The organism is Armatimonadota bacterium, assembly GCA_013314775.1.
Taxonomy (GTDB): domain Bacteria; phylum Armatimonadota; class Zipacnadia; order Zipacnadales; family JABUFB01; genus JABUFB01.
This window is the reverse complement of record JABUFB010000008.1, coordinates 874,437-893,824: the sequence shown is the minus strand read 5'-3', so window position 1 is coordinate 893,824 and position 19,388 is coordinate 874,437. Positions and strand designations below refer to the sequence as shown.

At 63.6% G+C, this 19,388-nt stretch carries 13 protein-coding genes; 6 read left to right on the top strand and 7 right to left on the bottom strand.

Going from position 1 to position 19,388, the window contains the following annotated elements; genetic code table 11:
* Positions 1-8: 8 nt before the first annotated feature.
* Positions 9-2,744, bottom strand: coding sequence for a hypothetical protein (locus tag HPY44_10610; GenBank protein NSW56458.1), 2,736 nt, complete (start codon positions 2,742-2,744; stop codon positions 9-11).
* 137 nt (positions 2,745-2,881) lie between these two features.
* The gene (locus tag HPY44_10605) at positions 2,882-3,355 is read right to left on the bottom strand and encodes a single-stranded DNA-binding protein (protein NSW56457.1); all 474 of its coding nucleotides are present in this window, start codon (positions 3,353-3,355) and stop codon (positions 2,882-2,884) included.
* 384 nt (positions 3,356-3,739) lie between these two features.
* Between HPY44_10605 and HPY44_10600 the strand changes: the two genes are divergently transcribed.
* Positions 3,740-4,525: a hypothetical protein gene (locus HPY44_10600; protein NSW56456.1), complete on the top strand. Its 786-nt coding sequence runs from the start codon at positions 3,740-3,742 to the stop codon at positions 4,523-4,525.
* A gap of 4 nt (positions 4,526-4,529) precedes the next feature.
* On the opposite strand, the gene HPY44_10595 is transcribed toward HPY44_10600, so the two are convergent.
* Entirely contained in the window at positions 4,530-7,046 is a 2,517-nt protein-coding gene (locus tag HPY44_10595; GenBank protein ID NSW56455.1) for a hypothetical protein, read from the bottom strand.
* Positions 7,047-7,149: 103 nt separating this feature from the next.
* Here HPY44_10595 and HPY44_10590 point away from each other — a divergent pair, with 103 nt between their 5' ends.
* Positions 7,150-7,893: an NAD(P)-dependent oxidoreductase gene (locus tag HPY44_10590; protein NSW56454.1), complete on the top strand. Its 744-nt coding sequence runs from the start codon at positions 7,150-7,152 to the stop codon at positions 7,891-7,893.
* Between the two features lie 15 nt (positions 7,894-7,908).
* Here the strand turns inward: HPY44_10590 and HPY44_10585 are convergent, their stop codons facing one another.
* Positions 7,909-8,682, bottom strand: coding sequence for an alpha/beta hydrolase (locus HPY44_10585; protein NSW56453.1), 774 nt, complete (start codon positions 8,680-8,682; stop codon positions 7,909-7,911).
* A gap of 136 nt (positions 8,683-8,818) precedes the next feature.
* Between HPY44_10585 and HPY44_10580 the strand changes: the two genes are divergently transcribed.
* The 4 genes from HPY44_10580 to HPY44_10565 all read left to right on the top strand — a co-directional run bounded on the left by HPY44_10580 (position 8,819) and on the right by HPY44_10565 (position 15,027).
* Positions 8,819-10,537, top strand: coding sequence for a hypothetical protein (locus HPY44_10580; protein NSW56452.1), 1,719 nt, complete (start codon positions 8,819-8,821; stop codon positions 10,535-10,537).
* A 97-nt stretch (positions 10,538-10,634) separates the two neighbouring features.
* Positions 10,635-11,618 (top strand): hypothetical protein, encoded by a 984-nt coding sequence (locus HPY44_10575; GenBank protein NSW56451.1) that lies wholly within the window; start codon positions 10,635-10,637, stop codon positions 11,616-11,618.
* A gap of 120 nt (positions 11,619-11,738) precedes the next feature.
* The gene (locus HPY44_10570; protein NSW56450.1) at positions 11,739-13,100 is read left to right on the top strand and encodes a radical SAM protein; all 1,362 of its coding nucleotides are present in this window, start codon (positions 11,739-11,741) and stop codon (positions 13,098-13,100) included.
* 40 nt (positions 13,101-13,140) lie between these two features.
* Entirely contained in the window at positions 13,141-15,027 is a 1,887-nt protein-coding gene (locus HPY44_10565) for a hypothetical protein (protein NSW56449.1), read from the top strand.
* Positions 15,028-15,059: 32 nt separating this feature from the next.
* Here the strand turns inward: HPY44_10565 and HPY44_10560 are convergent, their stop codons facing one another.
* From HPY44_10560 to HPY44_10550, 3 genes are all read right to left on the bottom strand, one after another.
* Positions 15,060-17,009, bottom strand: coding sequence for a DNA methylase (locus HPY44_10560; protein ID NSW56448.1), 1,950 nt, complete (start codon positions 17,007-17,009; stop codon positions 15,060-15,062).
* The gene (locus HPY44_10555; GenBank protein ID NSW56447.1) at positions 17,009-18,127 is read right to left on the bottom strand and encodes a hypothetical protein; all 1,119 of its coding nucleotides are present in this window, start codon (positions 18,125-18,127) and stop codon (positions 17,009-17,011) included. Before HPY44_10555 ends, HPY44_10560 begins: the two co-directional genes overlap by 1 nt.
* 146 nt (positions 18,128-18,273) lie before the next feature.
* Positions 18,274-19,329, bottom strand: coding sequence for a Gfo/Idh/MocA family oxidoreductase (locus HPY44_10550; protein NSW56446.1), 1,056 nt, complete (start codon positions 19,327-19,329; stop codon positions 18,274-18,276).
* Positions 19,330-19,388 lie beyond the last annotated feature (59 nt).

The following is a 19,388-nucleotide window of genomic DNA, read 5'->3' as shown; positions in this document are numbered from 1 at the left end:
CTTGTACGCTACCGTTTACCCAGCCAGCCCGCGGCGCGTGCAAGACAGTCTTCCAGGGGCTCGCGGGTCAGTTCGCACCGCTGAATAGACTGAAAGAATCGGCGCCCGTACCCCTTGGTCAGGACGCGCCGATCCAGCACGAAGACCACGCCCGTATCCGTTCGGGTGCGGATCAGTCGTCCGAAGCCCTGCTTGAACCCCACCACCGCCTCGGGGATGTAGTACTCGTTCATGGGGTCCAACCCACGCCGCGCGGCATCTTCTTGACGCGCCTGGATAATCGGGTCGTTCGGCACCGCGAAGGGCAGCTTGGTGATGACCACGCACCGCAACGCACGCCCCGGCACATCAACGCCCTCCCAGAAGCTCTTCAGGCCGAACAAAACCGCTCGTGGATCGGCTTTCAGACGCTCCAGAAGCGCAGAGCGCGGGCCGGACACATCCTGGCACAGTGGCGTCATGTCCAACGAGCGCAGGTCTTCTTCCAGCGCCTCGAATGCCTGGATCATGCGGTTCCGAGCGGTGAACAGCGCGAGCGTGCCGCCCTCTGTCACCTGGCAGATCTGGCCCAGGGCGTCGATAATCGCCTGGTTGTAGGCCGGGTCGGATGGCTCCGGAATATCCTGCGGGATGCACAGGAGCAGTTGCTCGGTCAGATCAAAGGGCGAAGGTACGCTCACTTCGACCAGCTTCTCGTGGTGCTCGTCGAGGCCAAGGCGCTGGCGGAAGTAACTGAAGGCACCGTCAACGGTCATAGTCGCGGAAGTGAAGACGATGGTCTCCTTGGTGGAGTAGAGGGTCTCTTCCAGCACCGGGCCCACATCCACCGGCGCCGCCTGCAGCGCCCAGGAATCGCCTCGACGTCCCGTCCAGGCCTCCGCCCAGACCACATATTGCACATGGTCGCCCGGGGAGTGCAGGACCGTGTGCAACGCCCGTATGGCCTCGGCAACCCGCATTCGGACGGCTTCGGCGTCGGTCTTCAAGCCCTCGCTTCCCAGTGTGGCGGACACGTCGAGATCTGCGAGCGCCACCGAGAATGCGTCCAGCCGCGCCGCAAGTTGAGCCCCGGCCTCGATGGCGGCGTCGCCCAGCTCCAGCACTTCCAGCCACTCATCTGCCGCGAGGATCTCATCCACCAGCCGCACCGTCGCCCGGTCGCGCGCTTGCTGATCGGTGCCGGCGATGAAGCAGAACTCGAAGAGCATCTCCCCGAACTGCCCCACTGCGTCTTCAAAGAGGCTGACCGCGGGCTTGACCAGCTCCAGCGCGTCGAGAGCGGCCTGTCTACGGGGGCTGTCATGCTGTTCCTCAAGCCTGCGTCGGGAAGCGGGGACAAACCCGCCGGGCTCTTCCACCAAGGACCGCACCAGGCGGTTCGCACCGTAGCTGGAAAACTCCAGACTCAGGTTCTCGGTGGCCACATTCTCAAGGTTCTGTGCCTCGTCGATCACCAGGCGCGTGTACTTGGGCAGGATCGGCGCCTTGGTGTCCTCGAGAGTCAGCGCGTGATTTGAGACGATGATGTCTGCGCGACGTGCCCATGCTCGCGCCACCTGAACCGGGCAACAATTGAAATGCGAGCAGTTCCGGCCGATGCACGCGTCTGCCTGCGACCGCACTCGATCCACTGCCCGGTTGATCTCCGGCAATAGTTCCAGGGCATGAGGGCTGAGCTCCGCCACGTCCCCGCCCTCAGACGCAACCAGCCAGGACATGACATACGCTGCGGCCAGCCGTTCCCCGCGCATGAGCGAGTTCGCTGCGTCGCTCGCGAAGGCCATCAGCGCCCGCAGACAGGGGTAATTGCCCCGGCCCTTGAGCAACGCCGCTTCGAAATCGATGGGCAGGGCCTGATGAAGTAACGGGATGTCCTTGTCGATGAGCTGTTCCTGAAGGTTACGGGTGTTGGTCGAGATAACCACTGGCTGATCTTCGCGTCGGGCGCACAGTATCGCGGGGATCAGGTACGCTAGCGACTTACCCACACCGGTGCCCGCCTCCACCACCAGGAACCGGCTGTCGCGCATGGCGTCGGCCACTTCCGCCGCCATGTCCACCTGTCCCTGCCGATGTTCGTACGCGGGGTGAACTTGCTCCAGCATGCCCCCCGGAGACAGCATCTGGATGGTGATGTCCCGGATGTCGCCAGGAATGTCGTCATTGCGACCCTCGCGCTTACGCCGCTCCGGAACGTCCGGGAGCGCCTTCGCGAGCTGCAGTACGCTGGCCGAGGTCGCGGCGCCCCGTGGCCAGGGCACCCGCGCGAAGGCTGACTCTGTCGCGAGTACCGGCGCCATCGCCTCCAGCAGGTACGGGTCAGCGGCGCTGACCGCTCGCTCCACCAGAGCCAGCACTTCCACTGTGCGCGCCAGCACCTCGGGCAGACTGGTCTCGGTGATCCGCGGCACGAGGGCTTCCAGGCTGTACTCGGGCTCCAGCGGCAGCCAGATCATCGCCTGTTCGCGAAGGTCTTCCAGACGGCCCAGAAGCCTCCGGGCCAGGGGCAGCACTTCTGGCCGCGACAGGTGCTTCGACAGCTCTTCCGCGTGGAAACAGGCCAGCCGCGCCTCGCCGCATGCCAGAATGAAGTCGCGCAGGGCACGGTCCTTCTCGCCGTCGCTGCCCCGGTTGGGAAGGGACCAGGCGTGCAGATCACCGCCCACGTCGCGCAGGTGCAGAATCACCCGTCGCGGCTCGGACTCCAGCGCGGCAACGCAGATTTCGGGTGCCGTGTCAGTCATGGTGGGCAGTCGGGGTGGATCTGGAGAGATGCCGCCGCTTCCGGCCGGCCGCACGTGCGACCGCCCTTAGTCTACACCAAAACGAAGCGGCCGCCTACTGTATCGCAGGCGGCCGCCAGGGTCAAAGCGTGGATCGATCAGTACTCTTCGCTGTCTTCGTAGTCTGCGTCGGCGGAGGACCCATTGGCGCCGAGCAGCGCCCCTTCGAGCAGTTGCACCGTGGTCACCAGCATGTCGCGATCCCAGCAGTCCTGCTTGAGCTCCTCTGCGTCCACCTGGCCATCCAGAAGGCTCTCGCCCAGAGGGCGGATGTACTTGGCCTTGACGATGGTCAGGTGCTCGCGGCCGCCTCGCGTGGTGTAGCTTTCCTTGTTCAGAGTGCCAAGCACCAGGAGACGAGTGCCCTCACGGATGTTGTCCACTGCCCAACGCCCCAACTCCTCCCACACGTCCACGAGGAACAGATCGGACACGGGTTCGCCGGTGGAGCGGTAGAAAGGCCGATCCACCTCAAAGCTGAACTCCGCCTTGACTTGGCCGGACGACTTCTGTCTCAGTGTGGCATCCCGCGTCGCGAAACCGGTGAGAGCAACGAGGTTCAGGTCTGCCACAACAGCCACCTCCGCTTCGGTTTGGCCCCAGTGCAACGACTGTGGCGAATGGAGTACTGCAGTACCTGTCTGCAACACAGCGGGGCGACGGCCAAGCCAATCGCCCCGGTACTCGGGCAGATTACAGCATAGACCTTCGAAAAGTCAAGAATGAAACTACACTCTGATTTGGCTATCGCTAAGCTATGATTCCGTCTCCCCTTTGGGATCGTAGTAAGAACAAACACAGTTTCACCCATGTTCCAAGGGAATTTTCTGTGAAACTGCGTCGTCCAAACTTGGGGAATGCTCAATTGTATCCGCCGGGTTCCGGAGGGAAGAGGGCACTCCGACAAGGGCGTCGAAACTACCCACTAACCCACGCTACGGAGGACACTCGCGACCATGCATATCGTCCCCAGCATCATCCGCCGGCGGCTTTCCGAGAACCTGCCCGTGGTACTGTTCGCTCCGACCCCAGCTGTCGAACCCCGGTTCGTCGAGATGGCGGCGATGGCCGGCTACCACGGAATCTGGATCGACCAGGAGCATCAGAACTACACGGACACGGTGATCGCCGGACTGTGCCTCGCCTGTCGCGCCGGGGGAATCGACCCCATGGTCCGCGTGCGAAAATGCTACGCCGAGAGCCACTGCCGCGGGCTGGAGATGGGAGCGACTTCGCTCATGCTCCCCCACTGCAATACCCCGGAGGAGGCTGCCGCCTTCGTGCGAGAGGTGAAGTTCCCGCCCGAGGGCAATCGCAGCGCCGATGGCGTCGAGCCCCCGGCACGCTTCGGATGGATGCCCCTCAAAGACTACGCCGAGCAGGTGAACCGTGACATCGTCCTCAGCATCCAGATCGAGGAACCCGCAGCAGTGGACAGCGTGGATGCCCTCGCAGCAGTGCCCGGCGTGGACCTGCTTTTCGTCGGACCAGGCGACCTGAGCCTGCGCTATGACGAGTGGAGCGCAGACAGGCCCCTCACCGAGGCTGCGGTCGAGAAGACCGCCCGTGCTGCCGAAAAGCATGGCAAGTGGTGGGGCATCCCGGTCGCTGACGCAGATGCGGCCCGCAGGCGCATGGACCAAGGCGCCACGTTCTTCGTCTGTGGCTCCATGTGGGGCTTCGCGTACCAGGGCTTCACCCGGTTCCGCGAGACCTTCACGGACCTGCTGGACCTGGGGTAGCCGCTCACTTCAGTTTTCCGATCCACTCCACCATCCCGGCGCGGATTGCATCCAGATCGCCCGAAGGGTCCACCGCATCCAGCCACTCGCGCGCCTGCCGAGCAAGGTCCGCCTTGTCTGCGGGCGCATTCTGGATGGCCAGTTCCAGCGTGGTAGCGTAGCGAACGTCATCCACGCCTTCCCGAAACCCTTCCCACTGTACGGTGCCGATAACGCCGTTCACCGTGGGGTAGGTGAAGTTGTGGTCCCGGTAGTGGGGGCTGTCAAAGTCGTTCCAGACGTGGCCGAATCCGTGCTGGTAGGCGTAGTCCATGGCCCCGTCGAACCCGGCCTTCCAGAGAGCGAGGCCGAAGTTGCGGCGGTACGTCTCCGGCTCTTCATTGCCTACCTGCGGAAAGGCGTAGGTGAATACCAGCGAGCCGACGCTGTGCCACTTGTCGCGCTCTTCGATGTCCGGCTTCCCCGCGAGGACCGCGCAGTTGAGCAGCGCGCCCATGGCTTCGAAGGTCTTCTTGTAGCCTGCCACGAAGGTCTTGCCGCCTGCGTCCTGCACTGTCTTCCAGGCGGCTCGCTGTGATGTGAGACGCTCACCGGTTGCCTCATCAATCCCGTAGAAGTAAATGTCGCGGTAGCCGAACCGCCGGCACTGATCGAGCCATTTCTGCACGTCCTTCGCGAGCGCCGCCAGCCTGGCTGGTTCAACCGAATTGCCCGTACCGAGGCCGAGGTTGAAGAAATGCTCGGTGGGTAGACCGGCCTTCTGGCGCAGTTCGAGCACGCGTGGCAGCAGTTGGTCGTCCCATCCCTGATAGTTGGTGGGGTAAAGCACCCCGTGGTCTCGCATGTCCTCGATCTCGGCCAGGTATTGCTCCTCTGACTTGAGTTCCGAACCGATGGTAGGCTCACCGTCGGGAGACAATCGCCCCCGATAATAGATGGAGTAGATCAGCCGCGATGGCGCAAGCACGAAGGGGTGAACGGTGATGCTGAGCGGGATCGCCTGCTCACCGTCGCCGCTCTTGACGCTGACCTGCCCGGTGTACACTCCCGCCGCCGCGTCTGCCGGGATCTGGATGCGCAGCCAGAACTGCTGCAGATCGTCGGCGTCGAGGTCCACGGGCTGGAGGGTGGTAGCATCCACCGGTCGCGCTCGATCAAGGTCGGGGTTCGCAACGTCGCTGCACAGCAGGTACTCTTCGGTTCCATCTTCATGGGTGCTGCGCAGGAGGTTCGTCTCGGCTTCGCGGTCCACGCGCACGAGGTCACTGTCCTTCAGCAGCAGTTCGGGCGCGAGGGTCTTGTTCTTCAGGTCTCCAATCCCGCGCCCGGCCTGGTACCAGACTTTCACCGCGTACACGTCCACGACAGACGCTGGGATTGTCCCCGCCGGGCCGATGAGGTCGGACACCGCTATCGTCAGTCCTGCCACCGGCTTGAGCGCCTGGACCGCGATCGACAAGGATTCAAACTCACCCGGACAGCCTGCGCAGGCCAGGTCCGTCGCGGGCCGCGCGGGGATGGGAAAGACCTGGGAGATGAGGCGCTCATTGGTGATAGGTTTTGGGGCGTACAGCAAGTACGGCTGGTTTGACTCGATCCCGCGGATCATGGCAGCGACGGTCTCGGGGCCGTGGCGAAGCACCCGGATAGCCGCCTCTATGCTGTCCACTTCTTCGCGGGAGCAGTAACCACGAGCCGCAACGTCGTCGATGAGCTTGCTGCCACGGGCCACTTCATCGCGGATTGCTTGCACCTTCGGCGCCAACTCTTCCGGTACCGCCGGGAGTGCTGCCAAGGCCTTCTCGGCTTCGGCGAGGCGCGCCCGCCAGTCTGCAATCAGTGCCGAGAAGCGTTCCTTTGCTTGCTCCCAGCGCTGCCCAATGTAGCGGTTGTAGTCTGCCTCCGAGGGCACTTCCCCCTCGATGCGAACGTCGTCCACGTAGACGACCGCACGCTTACCCTCGCCCCCGAGGATGAACAGGGACCAGCGGTCAAGATATGCGCCCACGTCTTCGCCGCTTGTGGTGGCTGTGTGTCTGGCAATGACGCTATTCTTGCCGGAGATACCTTTGTCCACGAGGTCGATCTCCACAAGCTGCCAACCGTCGGTCGGCTTGTCCCAGCTCCGGTCCGGGCCGCAACCCGAATGGTGTGTGGGCGGATAGGTCATGTTGGTGCCGAAGCCCACACTCGCCGTGGTTCCTGGTGCCACCAGCACCCGGGCCGTTAGCTTCAGCTTCCCCGCCGCTGGAACGCGTACGGGCACGCCAAAGTAGTGGTAAGACCCGCCCTCCAGAGTCACATCCAGCTTCAGCGAGCGCTTCCCATCAAAGGCCATCTCGTCGGTGGGACCACTGAAGTTGATGGTGGACGGACCGTTCTTCGCCCACAGCCCCAGAGTTGGCGCATCTTCCTCGAAGCTCTCGTGGTAGCTGAAGGGCTGGAGGACGAGAGGGTCCTGCGCAAGACATACGCAGCAGGTCAGGGCGCAGATCACAAGGGGGTAGATGCGAAGGGCCATCGTCTCACCTCAGAGCCTTGTATTCCTGTCCAGCTTGGCGTATTCTTCGCCGAAGTGCACGTCGGACCTCCAACATCGTATCAGCGGAAGTGACCCAGCAACCATGCGAATCTTGGTCGTCGGGGCGTCGGGACGCGTCGGGAGCCTTCTCGTACCTCTGTGGGATGCCGCACACGAGGTCGTCCCCGCTGATGTGCGGCCCATGGACCATCCTCGATTCATGGGCCTGGACGTTCGTGACCTGGACGCTGTTCGGGTGGCCGTGGCCGACGTGGATTGCGTTGTCTATCTGTCAATCGCGCGCTCCGAAGACCTGGGGCATGGCACCGCGGAGTACGCAGACGGGGCCTTCGATGTGCACGTCAAGGGCGTCTACAACGTCCTTCGCGCGGCACATGAGGCGGGTGGCAAGCGGGTGCTGTACACCGGCAGCGTGTCCTCTGTGAACCACTATCCGCCCCACGAACTGGTAACCTCGGACCATAGGCCCGACGGCGGCGGGCTGTATGGGATTACCAAGGGGTTCGGCGAGGAGCTCTGCCGCATCTTTCACCGCGACACCAAACTGCCGGTGGCTGTCCTACGGCTGGGGCATGTCTACATCGAGGCCCACGGTGGAAAACGCGGGCCCGTCGCAGACCATGTGCTCGTACACGGGTCGGACGTCGCCAGGGCTTTCGATGCGGTGCTGAACGCGCCCTTCCCGCCTTACGCGGTGATTCACGTTGTGGGCGATGCCGTCCCGCGCCGCTGGGACCTGGAGACCGGCGCGCGCCTTTACGGCTGGCGCCCGAAAGTGAGGTTTCTGCCCGGAGGCACGCCTGACCCCGACACGCTGCCGGGCTGATGTCGAGTCGCCCCCTCAACCTTCCGGCCCCAGGAAGTCCAGCATCTCCGCCCAGTCCACTCCGAGGATGGGCGAGTCATGGTGGCCGCCGTCGATCTCGTGATAGCGGACCTTGCGGCCTAACCCCTCCAGCCGCTTGACCAGTTCCCGGGTTGAATCAACGGGAATGACCGTGTCCGCTGAGCCATGCACAATGTGGACGGGGATTGTCAGTCCGCCGGCATTGGCCAGCGCAGAGCGCTGTGCGAGCTCGTCGGCCAGGTTCCTTTCGCCGGCGGTGTAGTGGTGGCGTATGGCCTCGGCGATGTTCCGCAGCGTACCGTTGCTGGATGCTTTCGCGAAAGCGTAATAGGCCTCGATGTCACATGCCGGGCACCGCGCCGCAACACCATCCAGCAATGCCGCGTTGCGCGCTGCGAACACCATTGCCGACGACCCGCCCATAGAGCCGCCCATGAGATGCACCGGCACTCCCGGGTGCTCTCTGCGCAGGATCCCAATCAGCTCCACCATCCCCGCTTCTGCAAGTGGGCCCATCCACGAATTGCCGCCGTAGAAGGGGCAGACGTAGGCCCACGACCGCAGGAGAAGTTCCCGGCGAAGTCTCCCGAAAGCATCCTCGTAGATGCCGGTGGTCATGCCCTGGTACTGGTCGCTGTAGTGGCCATGCAGATAGATCAGAACCGCACGCACTGGTGTGGGCGGCGTCTGCACCAGGTAGGGCCAGCGCGAGCCGTCGGGTGGGCAGGTGAAAGTCCGGCGTTCGGCGTTGGGCAGGGGCGAAGACATGGCGAGCCTTCCGTCTCTCGTGTTCACGCGACCCCGCCTGATTCGACTGCGACAAGGCATCCTCCTCCGTCGGGGAGGGTGCTGACGGATGCGGGACGAATATCCACCAGTCTACATTCCACACGTGAGGGGCGATATGTCGCTGCGCCGCGGTCTCACATCCAGGCAGCGTCTCGTGCTTGTTGCCGCATTCGCGACGGCGGCAACGCTGTGGCTGGTCATCGTCTACTGCCACTCGGCTCCCATCATCTGGGCGGATTCTTGTGGCTATTTGTCGGCGGCCCGGACCATCCACAATGAGGGTGTTTTCGGATACAGGCTGGTACAGCTGAACCCGGACACACTGGCTGACCCTCCCGACACGGTGCGCGGGGGCTGGTGGCCACCTCTTTACCCCTTCGTGATTTCCCTGATCGCGGGGGACAGCATCAACACAGCGGAGGGCGCTGAGCGCGCATTCTTCGGACTCAATCTTGCCGGGCAACTGGCGTCTCTCGCATTGCTTGGATGGCTGATTGTCTCGGCCACAGGCAGTCTTCCCGCCGGGTTCGTCGCGGTGGGCGTGTATGTTCTCAGCGCACCCAGCATATGGGAGGCGCCCCGTGTGGTCTCCGAGCATCTGTTCATGCCCCTGCTGCTGGGAGCTATGCTGGCCCAGCTCCGATCCATACATTGCGGGCGGGTCTGGCCGGCACTGTTGGCCGGAGTGCTGTGGGGGCTTGCCGGGCTTACGCGCCACAATGCCCTGGTGCTGCTTGCCTGCGCGTGTCTGGCGGCGCTCATCATCCAGTGGAAGGGCGGCTTCCGTCCGGTTCTGGTGAGCGCCTTCATCCCTGGTATTATGGGAGCGCCCATATGGGGAGCCTGGGCTGTGCGGAACCTGATGGTTACCGGCGAGGTCATCGGTGGCTACTATGCGCCGGGCACGGGCGACCTCTTCCTCGAGACAGTGAGGACACTCAGAGGCTTCCTGGAAGGCTTCGCGACGCTTCCCTGGCACGCTTCCCTCTGGCCTGCATATCGGACCGGGCTCAGCCTGTTCACGGCTCTCCTCGTGATAGTCGCCTGGCTGGTGTCGATCCGGTGGATAGCCAGGCAACGCAACATCCCTAAGCCGCAGAGGTGGCTGGTTGCGGTGGGTGCACTCATGACCGCGGTCTCGCTGGCCATGCTGATCTCCACCAATGCGAGGTTCCACATCAACAATCCGCTGGGACGGTTCATGTTGCCGCCGCTGACAGGCACGCTCTGTGTGCTTCTTCCTGCTGCAGTGCGTGAGAGAGTCAGCCGGGCAGTCCTTGTCGTGCTCTCAATATGCGTCGCCCTGGGCGGTCTGGAGTTGGGCATATCGCGCCTCATGGAGCCTGGAGGGCGGGCGCTCACCAGGGCCTGCAGGCCCGACGTGATGGCGCCGCTGGTCGAGAGCATCCTCCAGGGGCGTCCCGTGCTTCTCTCGGAGGGACCCAACATTGCGCCGGCGTCGGTCATTCTCACGGTCTCTCTCTACATTCCGCGGGTGAAGACGCTCTACTGGATTGACTCCCCTTCGTACAGCGGTGTGACCGTGGACTCCGGCCACGTAGAGCAGTTGGCAGCGAGAACGGGCATGCGTCATGTGCTTCAAGGCCCGCCAATCCCGATTGTCTTCGAGCGCTACTGGCCGGAGAGCCGTCGCGTGCCATTGTTCCCGGTGAGCTGGCAATTGGCTTTTCGCGAACGGGTACGCGCGAGGTTTACTGCCGCCGACGAGTTGCAGCGCGACAGCACCCGTCCGCTTGAACTCAGAAAAAGGGTGACCGCCGCGGGCGGTGTCTGGAGACTACTCGAACTGGAACTCACGGAATCGCCTGGCTGATTGCGCAGGTTCGCGGTTCTGGTGCCGAACTCTCCACTATTCGCCTCTCTCGCCTGCCCTATGCCCACGGAGGCACGTTGTACCAGGAGGACTCAATATGGAGTACGCCGGACGCTACCCGATGTTCGACTTCTCACGCGTCACCACGTTTCCGCTGGCTGAGAGGAACAACACACTCACACTGGATCGCATGAAGCACCCTGAATCTGCCGGCGGAGCCGCTGACCATTTCCCGCACGATGATCTGCGGCGGGTGGTCGAGCACGTGCTTGCCGCGCGCGAGCGTGACTTGCCGGTGATCTTCTTCACCGGCGCTCACCAGCTGAAGCTCGGTTTCTCGCCTCTCGTGATTGACCTGATGAAACGCGGGATCATCACTCTCCTGGCCTGCAATGGCGCGGTGACGATCCACGACTTCGAACTCGCACTCATCGGTGAGACCAGTGAGAATGTGCCCAATGCCCTGCCCGAGGGCAGCTTCGGCATGGCTCACGAGACGGGCCTGAACATGAACGCGGCACTGATCGCGGGCAACGAAGAGCGCATCGGGTACGGTGAAGCGCTCGGGCGACTCATCGCCACCGGCGAGCCCCTGGGTCTGCACTGTCCGCACCGGGACATAAGCCTGCTGGGTAACGCCTGGGAGCTTGGGGTCCCGGCGACAGTTCACGCCACAATCGGCACGGACATCATCGACCAGCACCCGAACTTCGATGGCGCGGCCAAGGGTGGCTGCAGCGGCCGGGATTTCGGTATCTTCGCCCAGCATGTCACCCGGCTCGCGGGCGGCGGGGTGGTTCTCAACGTGGGCTCAGCGGTCACCGGTCCCGAGGTGCTCCTGAAAACAGTGTCGATGGCCGCGAATATCGGGTGCCCACCCACAGGGCTGATCACCGCGAACTTCGATCTTCGCGCCGCGAACTGGGATGCCACCATCCATCCCTCCCAGGCGGGCTTTTACTACCGGGACATGAAGAGCGTGGTCACGCGTATTCCGCAAGCCTTCGGCGGCCACGGGTACATGGTGCAGGGGAACTTCCTGGACACAATGCCGGCGTTGTATGACCTGCTCACGCGCTGACCTCCATTCATGTCTGTCGCCCATACTTCGGGCCGTGCGAGGCAGGAGGAATGACGCATTCCCACCGATCTGCTGCTCGTCAATCCGAACCGCATCAAGCCCGCCGTCGGCCCTCTGGCGGTGGAGTATCTTGCGCAGGCCGCCGAGGACGCGGGACTGTGCGTGAGCTTCTGCGACCTTTGCTTTGCCGATGACGCCGCGGCCGAACTGGCCCGGTCCCTCGGCGAGACCACACCGGCCCTGGTGGCCGTCACGCTGCGCAATACCGACGACTGCTATATGGCAACCAGGCACTCATTCCTGCCGGACCATGCCTCTGTGGTACAGACCATCCGGCAGCACAGCGACGTGCCGGTTGTTCTGGGCGGGGCGGGCTACTCGGTCGCGCCCCGTGAAGTGCTCCTGAAGACTGGCGCGGATTACGGAATCGTGGGCGACGGGGAAGCCGCCATCGTCGCCCTCGCGCGGTCGATACGAGACCACACATCATTCGACCATATCCCGGGGCTGCTCTGGCGGGAAGATGGCGAGATAAGGACTAATCCGCCATCGTGGCCGGCCTTTGGGCAAGAGCCCCTCCGCCGCCGGACCATCGACAACCTGCGCTACTTCCGTGGGGGCGGGCAGGGCAATGTGGAGACCAAACGCGGCTGCAACCAGCAGTGCATTTACTGCGCCGATCCTGCGGGCAAAGGCGCCCGTCTCCGCCTGCGTCCGCCGAAAGCCGTGGTCGGTGAGGTTGGTCATCTCCTGACCCAGGGGGTGGACGTCCTGCACCTTTGCGACAGTGAGTTCAACATCCCCGGTGATCACGCGCGCGCGGTCTGCGACGAGATGATCCTTCAGGGCCTGGGAGAGCGCGTGCGGTGGTATGCGTACCTGTCACCGACGCCCTTCGACGCGGACCTCGCCAGGACCATGCGCCGCGCGGGGTGTGCCGGGATCAACTTCGGCACCGACAGCGGCAGCGCCCGAATCCTCAAGTCTCTCGGCCGCGCACATTCGCCGGAAGACATCCGGGTGGCGGTGCGTGCCTGCCGGGAAGCAGGCCTGCCGGTGATGATCGACCTGCTTCTCGGCGTACCCGGTGAGACGCTGGAGTCTGTCTCGGAGACTATCGCTCTGATGCACGCCCTTGAGCCCGATTGCGTCGGCGTGGCCGTTGGAGTGCGCCTGTACCCGGGGACAAGAGTCAGCCGCCAGGTGCTGGGGAGTGGGGAAGAAGCGGCCCCACCCGGCGTCACCTGCTCCGGCGACTGGCGCGACCTGTCCGAGCCCGTCTTCTTCCTGGAACCCGCCATCGCTGACGACATCATGCCCCACATCAAGCGACTCATAGCGGGCGACCAGCGCTTCTTTGTGGGCGGACCGGATGAGAGTCAGATGGACTACAATTACGACGACAACTCGGCCCTGAGTAATGCCATTGCTGCCGGAGCGCGCGGGGCATACTGGGACATTCTGCGGAAACTGAGTGCCTGATCACGTCACGCGCTGACCAATAAAGAAAGAGAGATTGCCAATGGGCCACACATACTACCCGGTGCTGTGCGTCTTTTTGTTCACACTCGCGGCAGGGTCCTTTGCGGCGCCGCTGCCCCCGCTGGAGGACATGGGTACAAGGGAAAAGCTGCGCATTGTCGTGGACAAGGTGATGCAGCCGGTAGAAGGCTGGGTCACCAAAGAGTGGATGATCACCGAATCTGCCGAAGCCGGGTTCAATGTCTTCTCTCCCCGGCGCGGCCATGAGAACCTGGACGAGGTGCGCCAGGTCGCCCAGTGGTGCGAGAAGGCCGGCATCTACTTCATGCCCTGGATGCGCGGCAGTCTTAGCGCGCCCGAAGGCCCCGAGGCAGACGGCAAGCGCTTGGTCTGGGAGAACGGCGGGGAGCAGCCCCTTTACAGCCCGAACTCCGACGCCTTCTGGGAGTGGACCACACGGTACATCGTAGAGTATGCCAAGATGAGCGTGGAGCTTCCCGCGATCATGGGCGTGTTCCTCGACTACGAGAACTACGCGCCCGGGCTGCGCATGGGGAACCTGTACTCCCTGTCCTTCGACACCGACATCCTTGCGCGCTTCGGGAAGGACAAGGGGCTGGAGATTCCCGAGCTCGAGCCGGCCAAACGCGCCCAGTGGCTTCGGGACAAGGGGCTTTTCGAGCAGTTCGAAGAGTACCAGGTGAACCACTGGCGCGAGCGCTGCCGAACCTTGCGCGAGGCCGTCGATCAGCACAATCCGCGCTTCCGGTTCTGCATCTACCCCGCGCCGGGCACGCCCTTCATGCTCAAGGCCTGCTACCCGGAATGGGCTACCGAAAAGGCCCCGGTGATCGCTGCCGACCCGTGGGTTTACGGCAGGCCTTCTCGCTACATGCCCCAGAAAGAGGCCCTGGAAGCGAACCTTGCGCGCCTGGAGAGCGGCATCAAGACCGTTGAGGCCCTCGGGGTGCCTTTCATCTACTCCGGTGGAATCGATCCTGTGGTCACCGGGGCTGACCCCGAGTTCTGCGGCAAGAACGCGGTGATGATCTCCCAGGTCACCGGCGGCTACTGGATTTTCTACGAGGGCCCTACTTACGACACCACCCACAAGGACTACTTCAAATGGTTCTCTTGGGCGAACCGCGAAATCGCGGCGGGGCGACTGGACTCGTGGAAGATCCCCCGCGAAGAGCCCGAAGAGTGGTTCCTGAATGTGTTCGCGAAAAACACCGGCGGCGACCTCGTGCTGCCTGAGTTCACCGGTGAGACGGTGAAGTTCACGGAGTTCCAACTGCGCAGCGACAACTTGCTCTTCGTGGTCGGGCGGAAGGGGGAACCGGTGCGGATCGCCGTCCGGCACCGACAGGTGGGCAAGTACGAGGCGCCCATCGTCTGGAATCTGCGCGCACCGGACCTCACGAAGCAAGCGGAAGGGACGATACCAGCCGGCGAGTCCGGCGTCATCGAGTTCACACCGCAGGCGGATGGAATTGGCCTGCTGGGCATCTCCGCCGGCTCCTGTGCGGTGACCATAGAGAGTTCGAACGCGCCCATCGGCCTGGCTGCGAGTGAGGGCGTGACCCCTATCCTGGCCGTGCCCCGTCTATACTTCCATGTTCCCCCGAAAACGAAGGAGTTCAGCCTGATCGCCTCCGGCGGCAGCGGCATCGAGACCGTGAGGATCAACGTCTATGCCCCGGATGGCTCCCTGCGGGCATCCGCGCAGACCACCCCCCAGCAGAACACGGCCGAACTGAAAATCGCCGCAGGGGAGGATGCGGGCAAGACCTGGGCATTGGAGGTTGCGAAGGCTGACGAAGGTGTGCTGGAAGATTCCCGGATACGCCTGATGCCGCCGCTCCCGGGGGTGCTTTCGCTCGCGCCGGAGCATGTGTTCCGGGTGAAGGAAAAGGCGGCGGAGTAGAGGATTGAGCCGAGGTCCGCAGTGTCCGGGCGCTACTTCCTGTTTCTGTCCCGCAGGTAGTAGCGCCCGCCGATTTCCACGAACCGTTCGCGGAGGCCCTGGTAGAACGCGCCCGAACTCATGGGGACCCGCTGGCCGTTCATCAGGCACCAGGCAACCATGCGGTTGAACAGCATGTGCGGGGTCCGCTCTGACAACCGGCCGTCATCCTCGGGCAGTGCCCCGAGGTGCTCCGCCACAAATTGCCAAACATCCAAGTTCCCGCAATTTGCGGATCTGCAGAGGGGCGGCTTTTCCGGGCCGGGTCTGAGGGCCGAGATCACCAGGTCCTTGCGCACCGCAACCTGCGAAACCGCAGCTTTGAAGGCCTCGGCCTGCTTATCGAGAATGCGCACATCCGCGACCTCGAAGCCCGACTCCTGCAGGGCCGACTGGATCGCGGCCCAGATGGAATCGTCGGAGTTGTGGAACTCCACGGTAATCCAGCCTCCGGGCTTGAGCACCCGGTGGAACTCGCGCAGGCAATCGGTCATCAATGCGGCGTACTCAGCCTGCCCTTTGCGCTGGGTACGGCTGACGATGGCCTCGGGGTGCTGGTTGGTGGTCACGCCCAGCCAGCTCTCCCACAGGTAGTTGACCTCGGAATAGATGATATTGCCCCCGAAGGGCGGGTCGGTGAAAATGTAGTCCACCGACGCGTCCGGGATGTTCCGCAGGTCTGTTGCCGACTGGGTGGAGATCATCACGGAGCGCTGGTCTCCCTGGGGCAAGGTGGCCATGGCCCTGCCGATTGCCCTGAGCTTGCGCTCAAGCACCAGGATGGCGTTGCATTCCCGTCGCAGTCGGGGGAAATAGAGAACGAGCGGGATGACGCCCTGGTAGGCCCGGCGCATTCGGGTCAGGTTGAGCGAGGTATTGATCACCGTGGTCTGCAGCGCGTGCCGCGCCTCATCCGAGCATCCGGCCCTTCCGATCCAGTCCAGCGCCGCCGCCAGGACCCACAGAGTGCGCGGGTAGTAGAAATCTGCCACACGATGAACCCCCGAGTGGTATCCCCGCCGCCACATCTGCCCCCACCCGTCAGGACCGGGTTCGCGCCCCATCATCGGCCCCTCGGGGTATCCGAACGGGATTGCGTCCTCCCTGGCTCGTGCAATCAGATCAAGATCCGAGTCCGACAGGTCCCGCTCCCCGGGCTGCCCCGCGTACTTGATGCGCACGGGCCGCTCCACCGTCTTGCCGGCCTCGTCCAGCACGCGGCGCAGGTCACTGCGGCCAAGCTGAGCGCCACAGTCAGGACATTGGATCGCCTTGCGAGGCTTGCGCGCTGAGAGATCGAACCCCATCTCGGAGAAGGGCGACTGCGCCGAACATCGGGGGCACCGGTACACTTCGGACCAGATCACGTACTCCATCTCACTGCGCCCGTCAGGCGGCGTGTACAGGTGGCCGCACACCTCGCGCAAGTGTCTGACGAGCTCGGCAGCGAGTGCCGCGAACTCTTCGGCGCGGACGGGCAGGCACAAAGACGCCGCGATTGCCGTCGCGGCCGGAGACAGGTCGCAGAGGATCGCCCGTCGCCCGGTGAGCCTCGCGGCAACCCCCGTCATTCCCGAGCCGCAGAACCCATCGAACACCACGCCTCCGGGGGGGCAATAGTGTTCGATGTACCGTGCAACCGCCGCCGGCGGTACCTTCGTGTGGTAGATCTGGCCGCGGTAGATCGGATCCGCTTTGCCCTCGCTCACGTCCGCTGCCAGTGGCTCACAGGTCACGGGTGCATCGCGCGCCGTGCCGGCTGCTTCGAGCCAGTCGGCGATGAAAGGGTTGGGGCAGGCGGTGTACTCACGCGGGATGGACAGGGCCAGAATACGCTGCACATCGCCGCCAGGGAATCCCTGGATGCCGCGCATCCCCTCAACCTGCTCCGCCAACAAAGCGCGCAGCCGCCTTTTCCGCTCGCGTCCGTCGCTGTCGCCCACTACGCCTCTCCCGCGAGGCATTTGGTCTTGAGTTCCATGTAGTACTGGAAGTCGTCGTACGAGATATCCGGTGGGAATGTGTGATCCAGCGTCGGGATATACCCGCCTTCTTCTACCAGAGGCGGGATCTTCTTCATGATCTCCTGCCTTATCGCATCAGGCCCCTTGGCGATCTCGCGCTTGTCGATCCCGCCCCAGAAGGCCATGTCCTTGCCGTACTGCGCCCTGAGCTTCACCGGGTCCATGCCGGATGCGGCCTCAAGCGGCCAGTGGACATTGATCCCGACCTCGATGAGCTGCGGGATGAGGACCTCTGTATTGCCGTCAGAATCCAGGGAGATGATGCTCACGCCGTGCTCGCGCAGGAACTCATTGAGGCGCCGGTAATGGGGCGCGAAAAACTTGCGGAAGATTTCAGGGGAGAACAGCGGCCCGCCCTTGCACGCGAAATCCTCGAAGTAGTTGAAGTAGTCGATGTCCACATCGTGCAGCGCCCGGTGCAGAGTCTCCATGGTGAAGTCGGCGACGAACTCCACCATTTCGTGCACCAGTCCCGGCTGGTCGTAGAAGGCGAGAGACAGGTTCTCGGTGCCCATCCAGCGACGCAGGTTGGAGTAAAGCCCCATGGCGCAGTTCACGCACAGGCAGATCGGGTGATCCCGGCAGGCCCAGCCCACGCAGCGGCTCTCCCAGTATGTCGGGTATCGCAGCGGGTGTGAGGGCTCATAGCGCCGCTTCATCGCTTGAAAGTCTTCAGGCGTCTCCACAGGGAACTTCAGGTACTGGTCCATGGACATCCGCGTTCCGTGGGCAGTGCCTTCCTTGAGCGCCTTGGTGATGACCCCCTCTCCGTTGCGCGCGACGACGTACCTGTCCGTCTCCTCCAGCACCTCATAGTCGAAGCCGGGAATCATCCAAAGGTTGACGTGGATGAACTCGCGCCGGTCCAGCCCGAAGTACTCGTTCCCGTCGAACCAGCTTTCGCGGATCGCATGGGCCGGCATGCCCTCGCTGATCCAACGGTCATGGGTCTGGCCCCAGATGCCGAGCTCATGATTCGGCACGCGATCAACAGGCTGGAACTTGTTGCAGTTGAGGAAACGCTCGCGCGCGGTCATAGCCTCAGGCCTCTCGCGAAGATGGCGGATGCCCGGAGCCATTCGCCATCCGCGCGGTGATTCCTGCCGACCAGTAGCCTCCGGCACACACAGACAGGGCCCTCGTTGTCCGAGGGCCCTGCAGTCCGTGAAGCGGTCACGTCGGCTCAGTACTTCAGCTTGATCTCCTTGCCGGCAGCGCTGCTGCGGTACAGTCCATCGAGGATCGCGATGACATCCATCGACTGCTCCGCGGGAACTGGGGACGGCGCGCCGTTTACGATAGCCTCGGCGAACTCTATGCACTCCTGCGCGTGGGGCTCGCGGCCGTCCACCTTGCCAAGCTGCAGGTTCATGAGCTGCTGGAGCTTGTTGTCGGAGTAGAGGATCTCGTTACTGGGCCAATGGGCGCCGGCTTCGTCGCCGTACAGCCACATCTGCATGTCCTCGCCCTCGGTCTTGTGGTGCAGGAGCCAGCTAACCTCAAGAACAAGCGTGGCGCCGTTCTCGAAGCGTACGAACGCGGCGGCGAAGTCCTCGACGTCGAACTCCTTGGGGATGGCCCCTCCCCACTTGCTGAATGCGCCGGGCTTGTGGGCGAGAATGTCCTTGGTTACGCCGCTCACGGAGACAGGCCGCGGGTTGCCAAGCATCCAGAGAGTCAAGTCCAGAATGTGCACCCCGATATCGATGCAGGGCCCTCCACCGCTGTTCTTCTTGAGAATGAACCCGGGCCGCACGGGAGCGGCACTGCGGCGCAGCATCCAGCTGCGCGCGTGGTAGACCTCGCCGAGAACGCCCTTGTCTATATGCGCCTTGAGGGCCTTGGCGGTTGCCTGGAACCGGAAGTGCTGCGCGGTCATGAGCAACTTGCCGCTCTTGTCGCGGCTGGCGATCATCTTCTTGATATCTGCGGTGGTTGGGGCCAGAGGTTTCTCGCAGATCACGTGCTTGCCCGCGTCCAGCGCGGCGCAGGTCAAAGACGTGTGATACATGTTAGGGGTGCACACGTCGACGATGTCGATGTCGTCGCGTTTGATGAGCTGCATTGGGTCGGTGTAGAGGCTGCTGATGCCTCTCTCCTTGCCCACGCGCTGCACGATCTCCTCGCTCACGTCCGCCAGCGCCACAACCTCCGTGTGCGGGCTGGCCTCCCAGCCGGGGAAATGGCTTCCCGCGATACCGCCTACGCCGATGATGCCGACCTTGAGCTTCTTGGCCATGACCGGGTTTTCCCTTCCCTTTGTATGAAACGGTGGGCAGCTTGCCACACCGCTCTGGA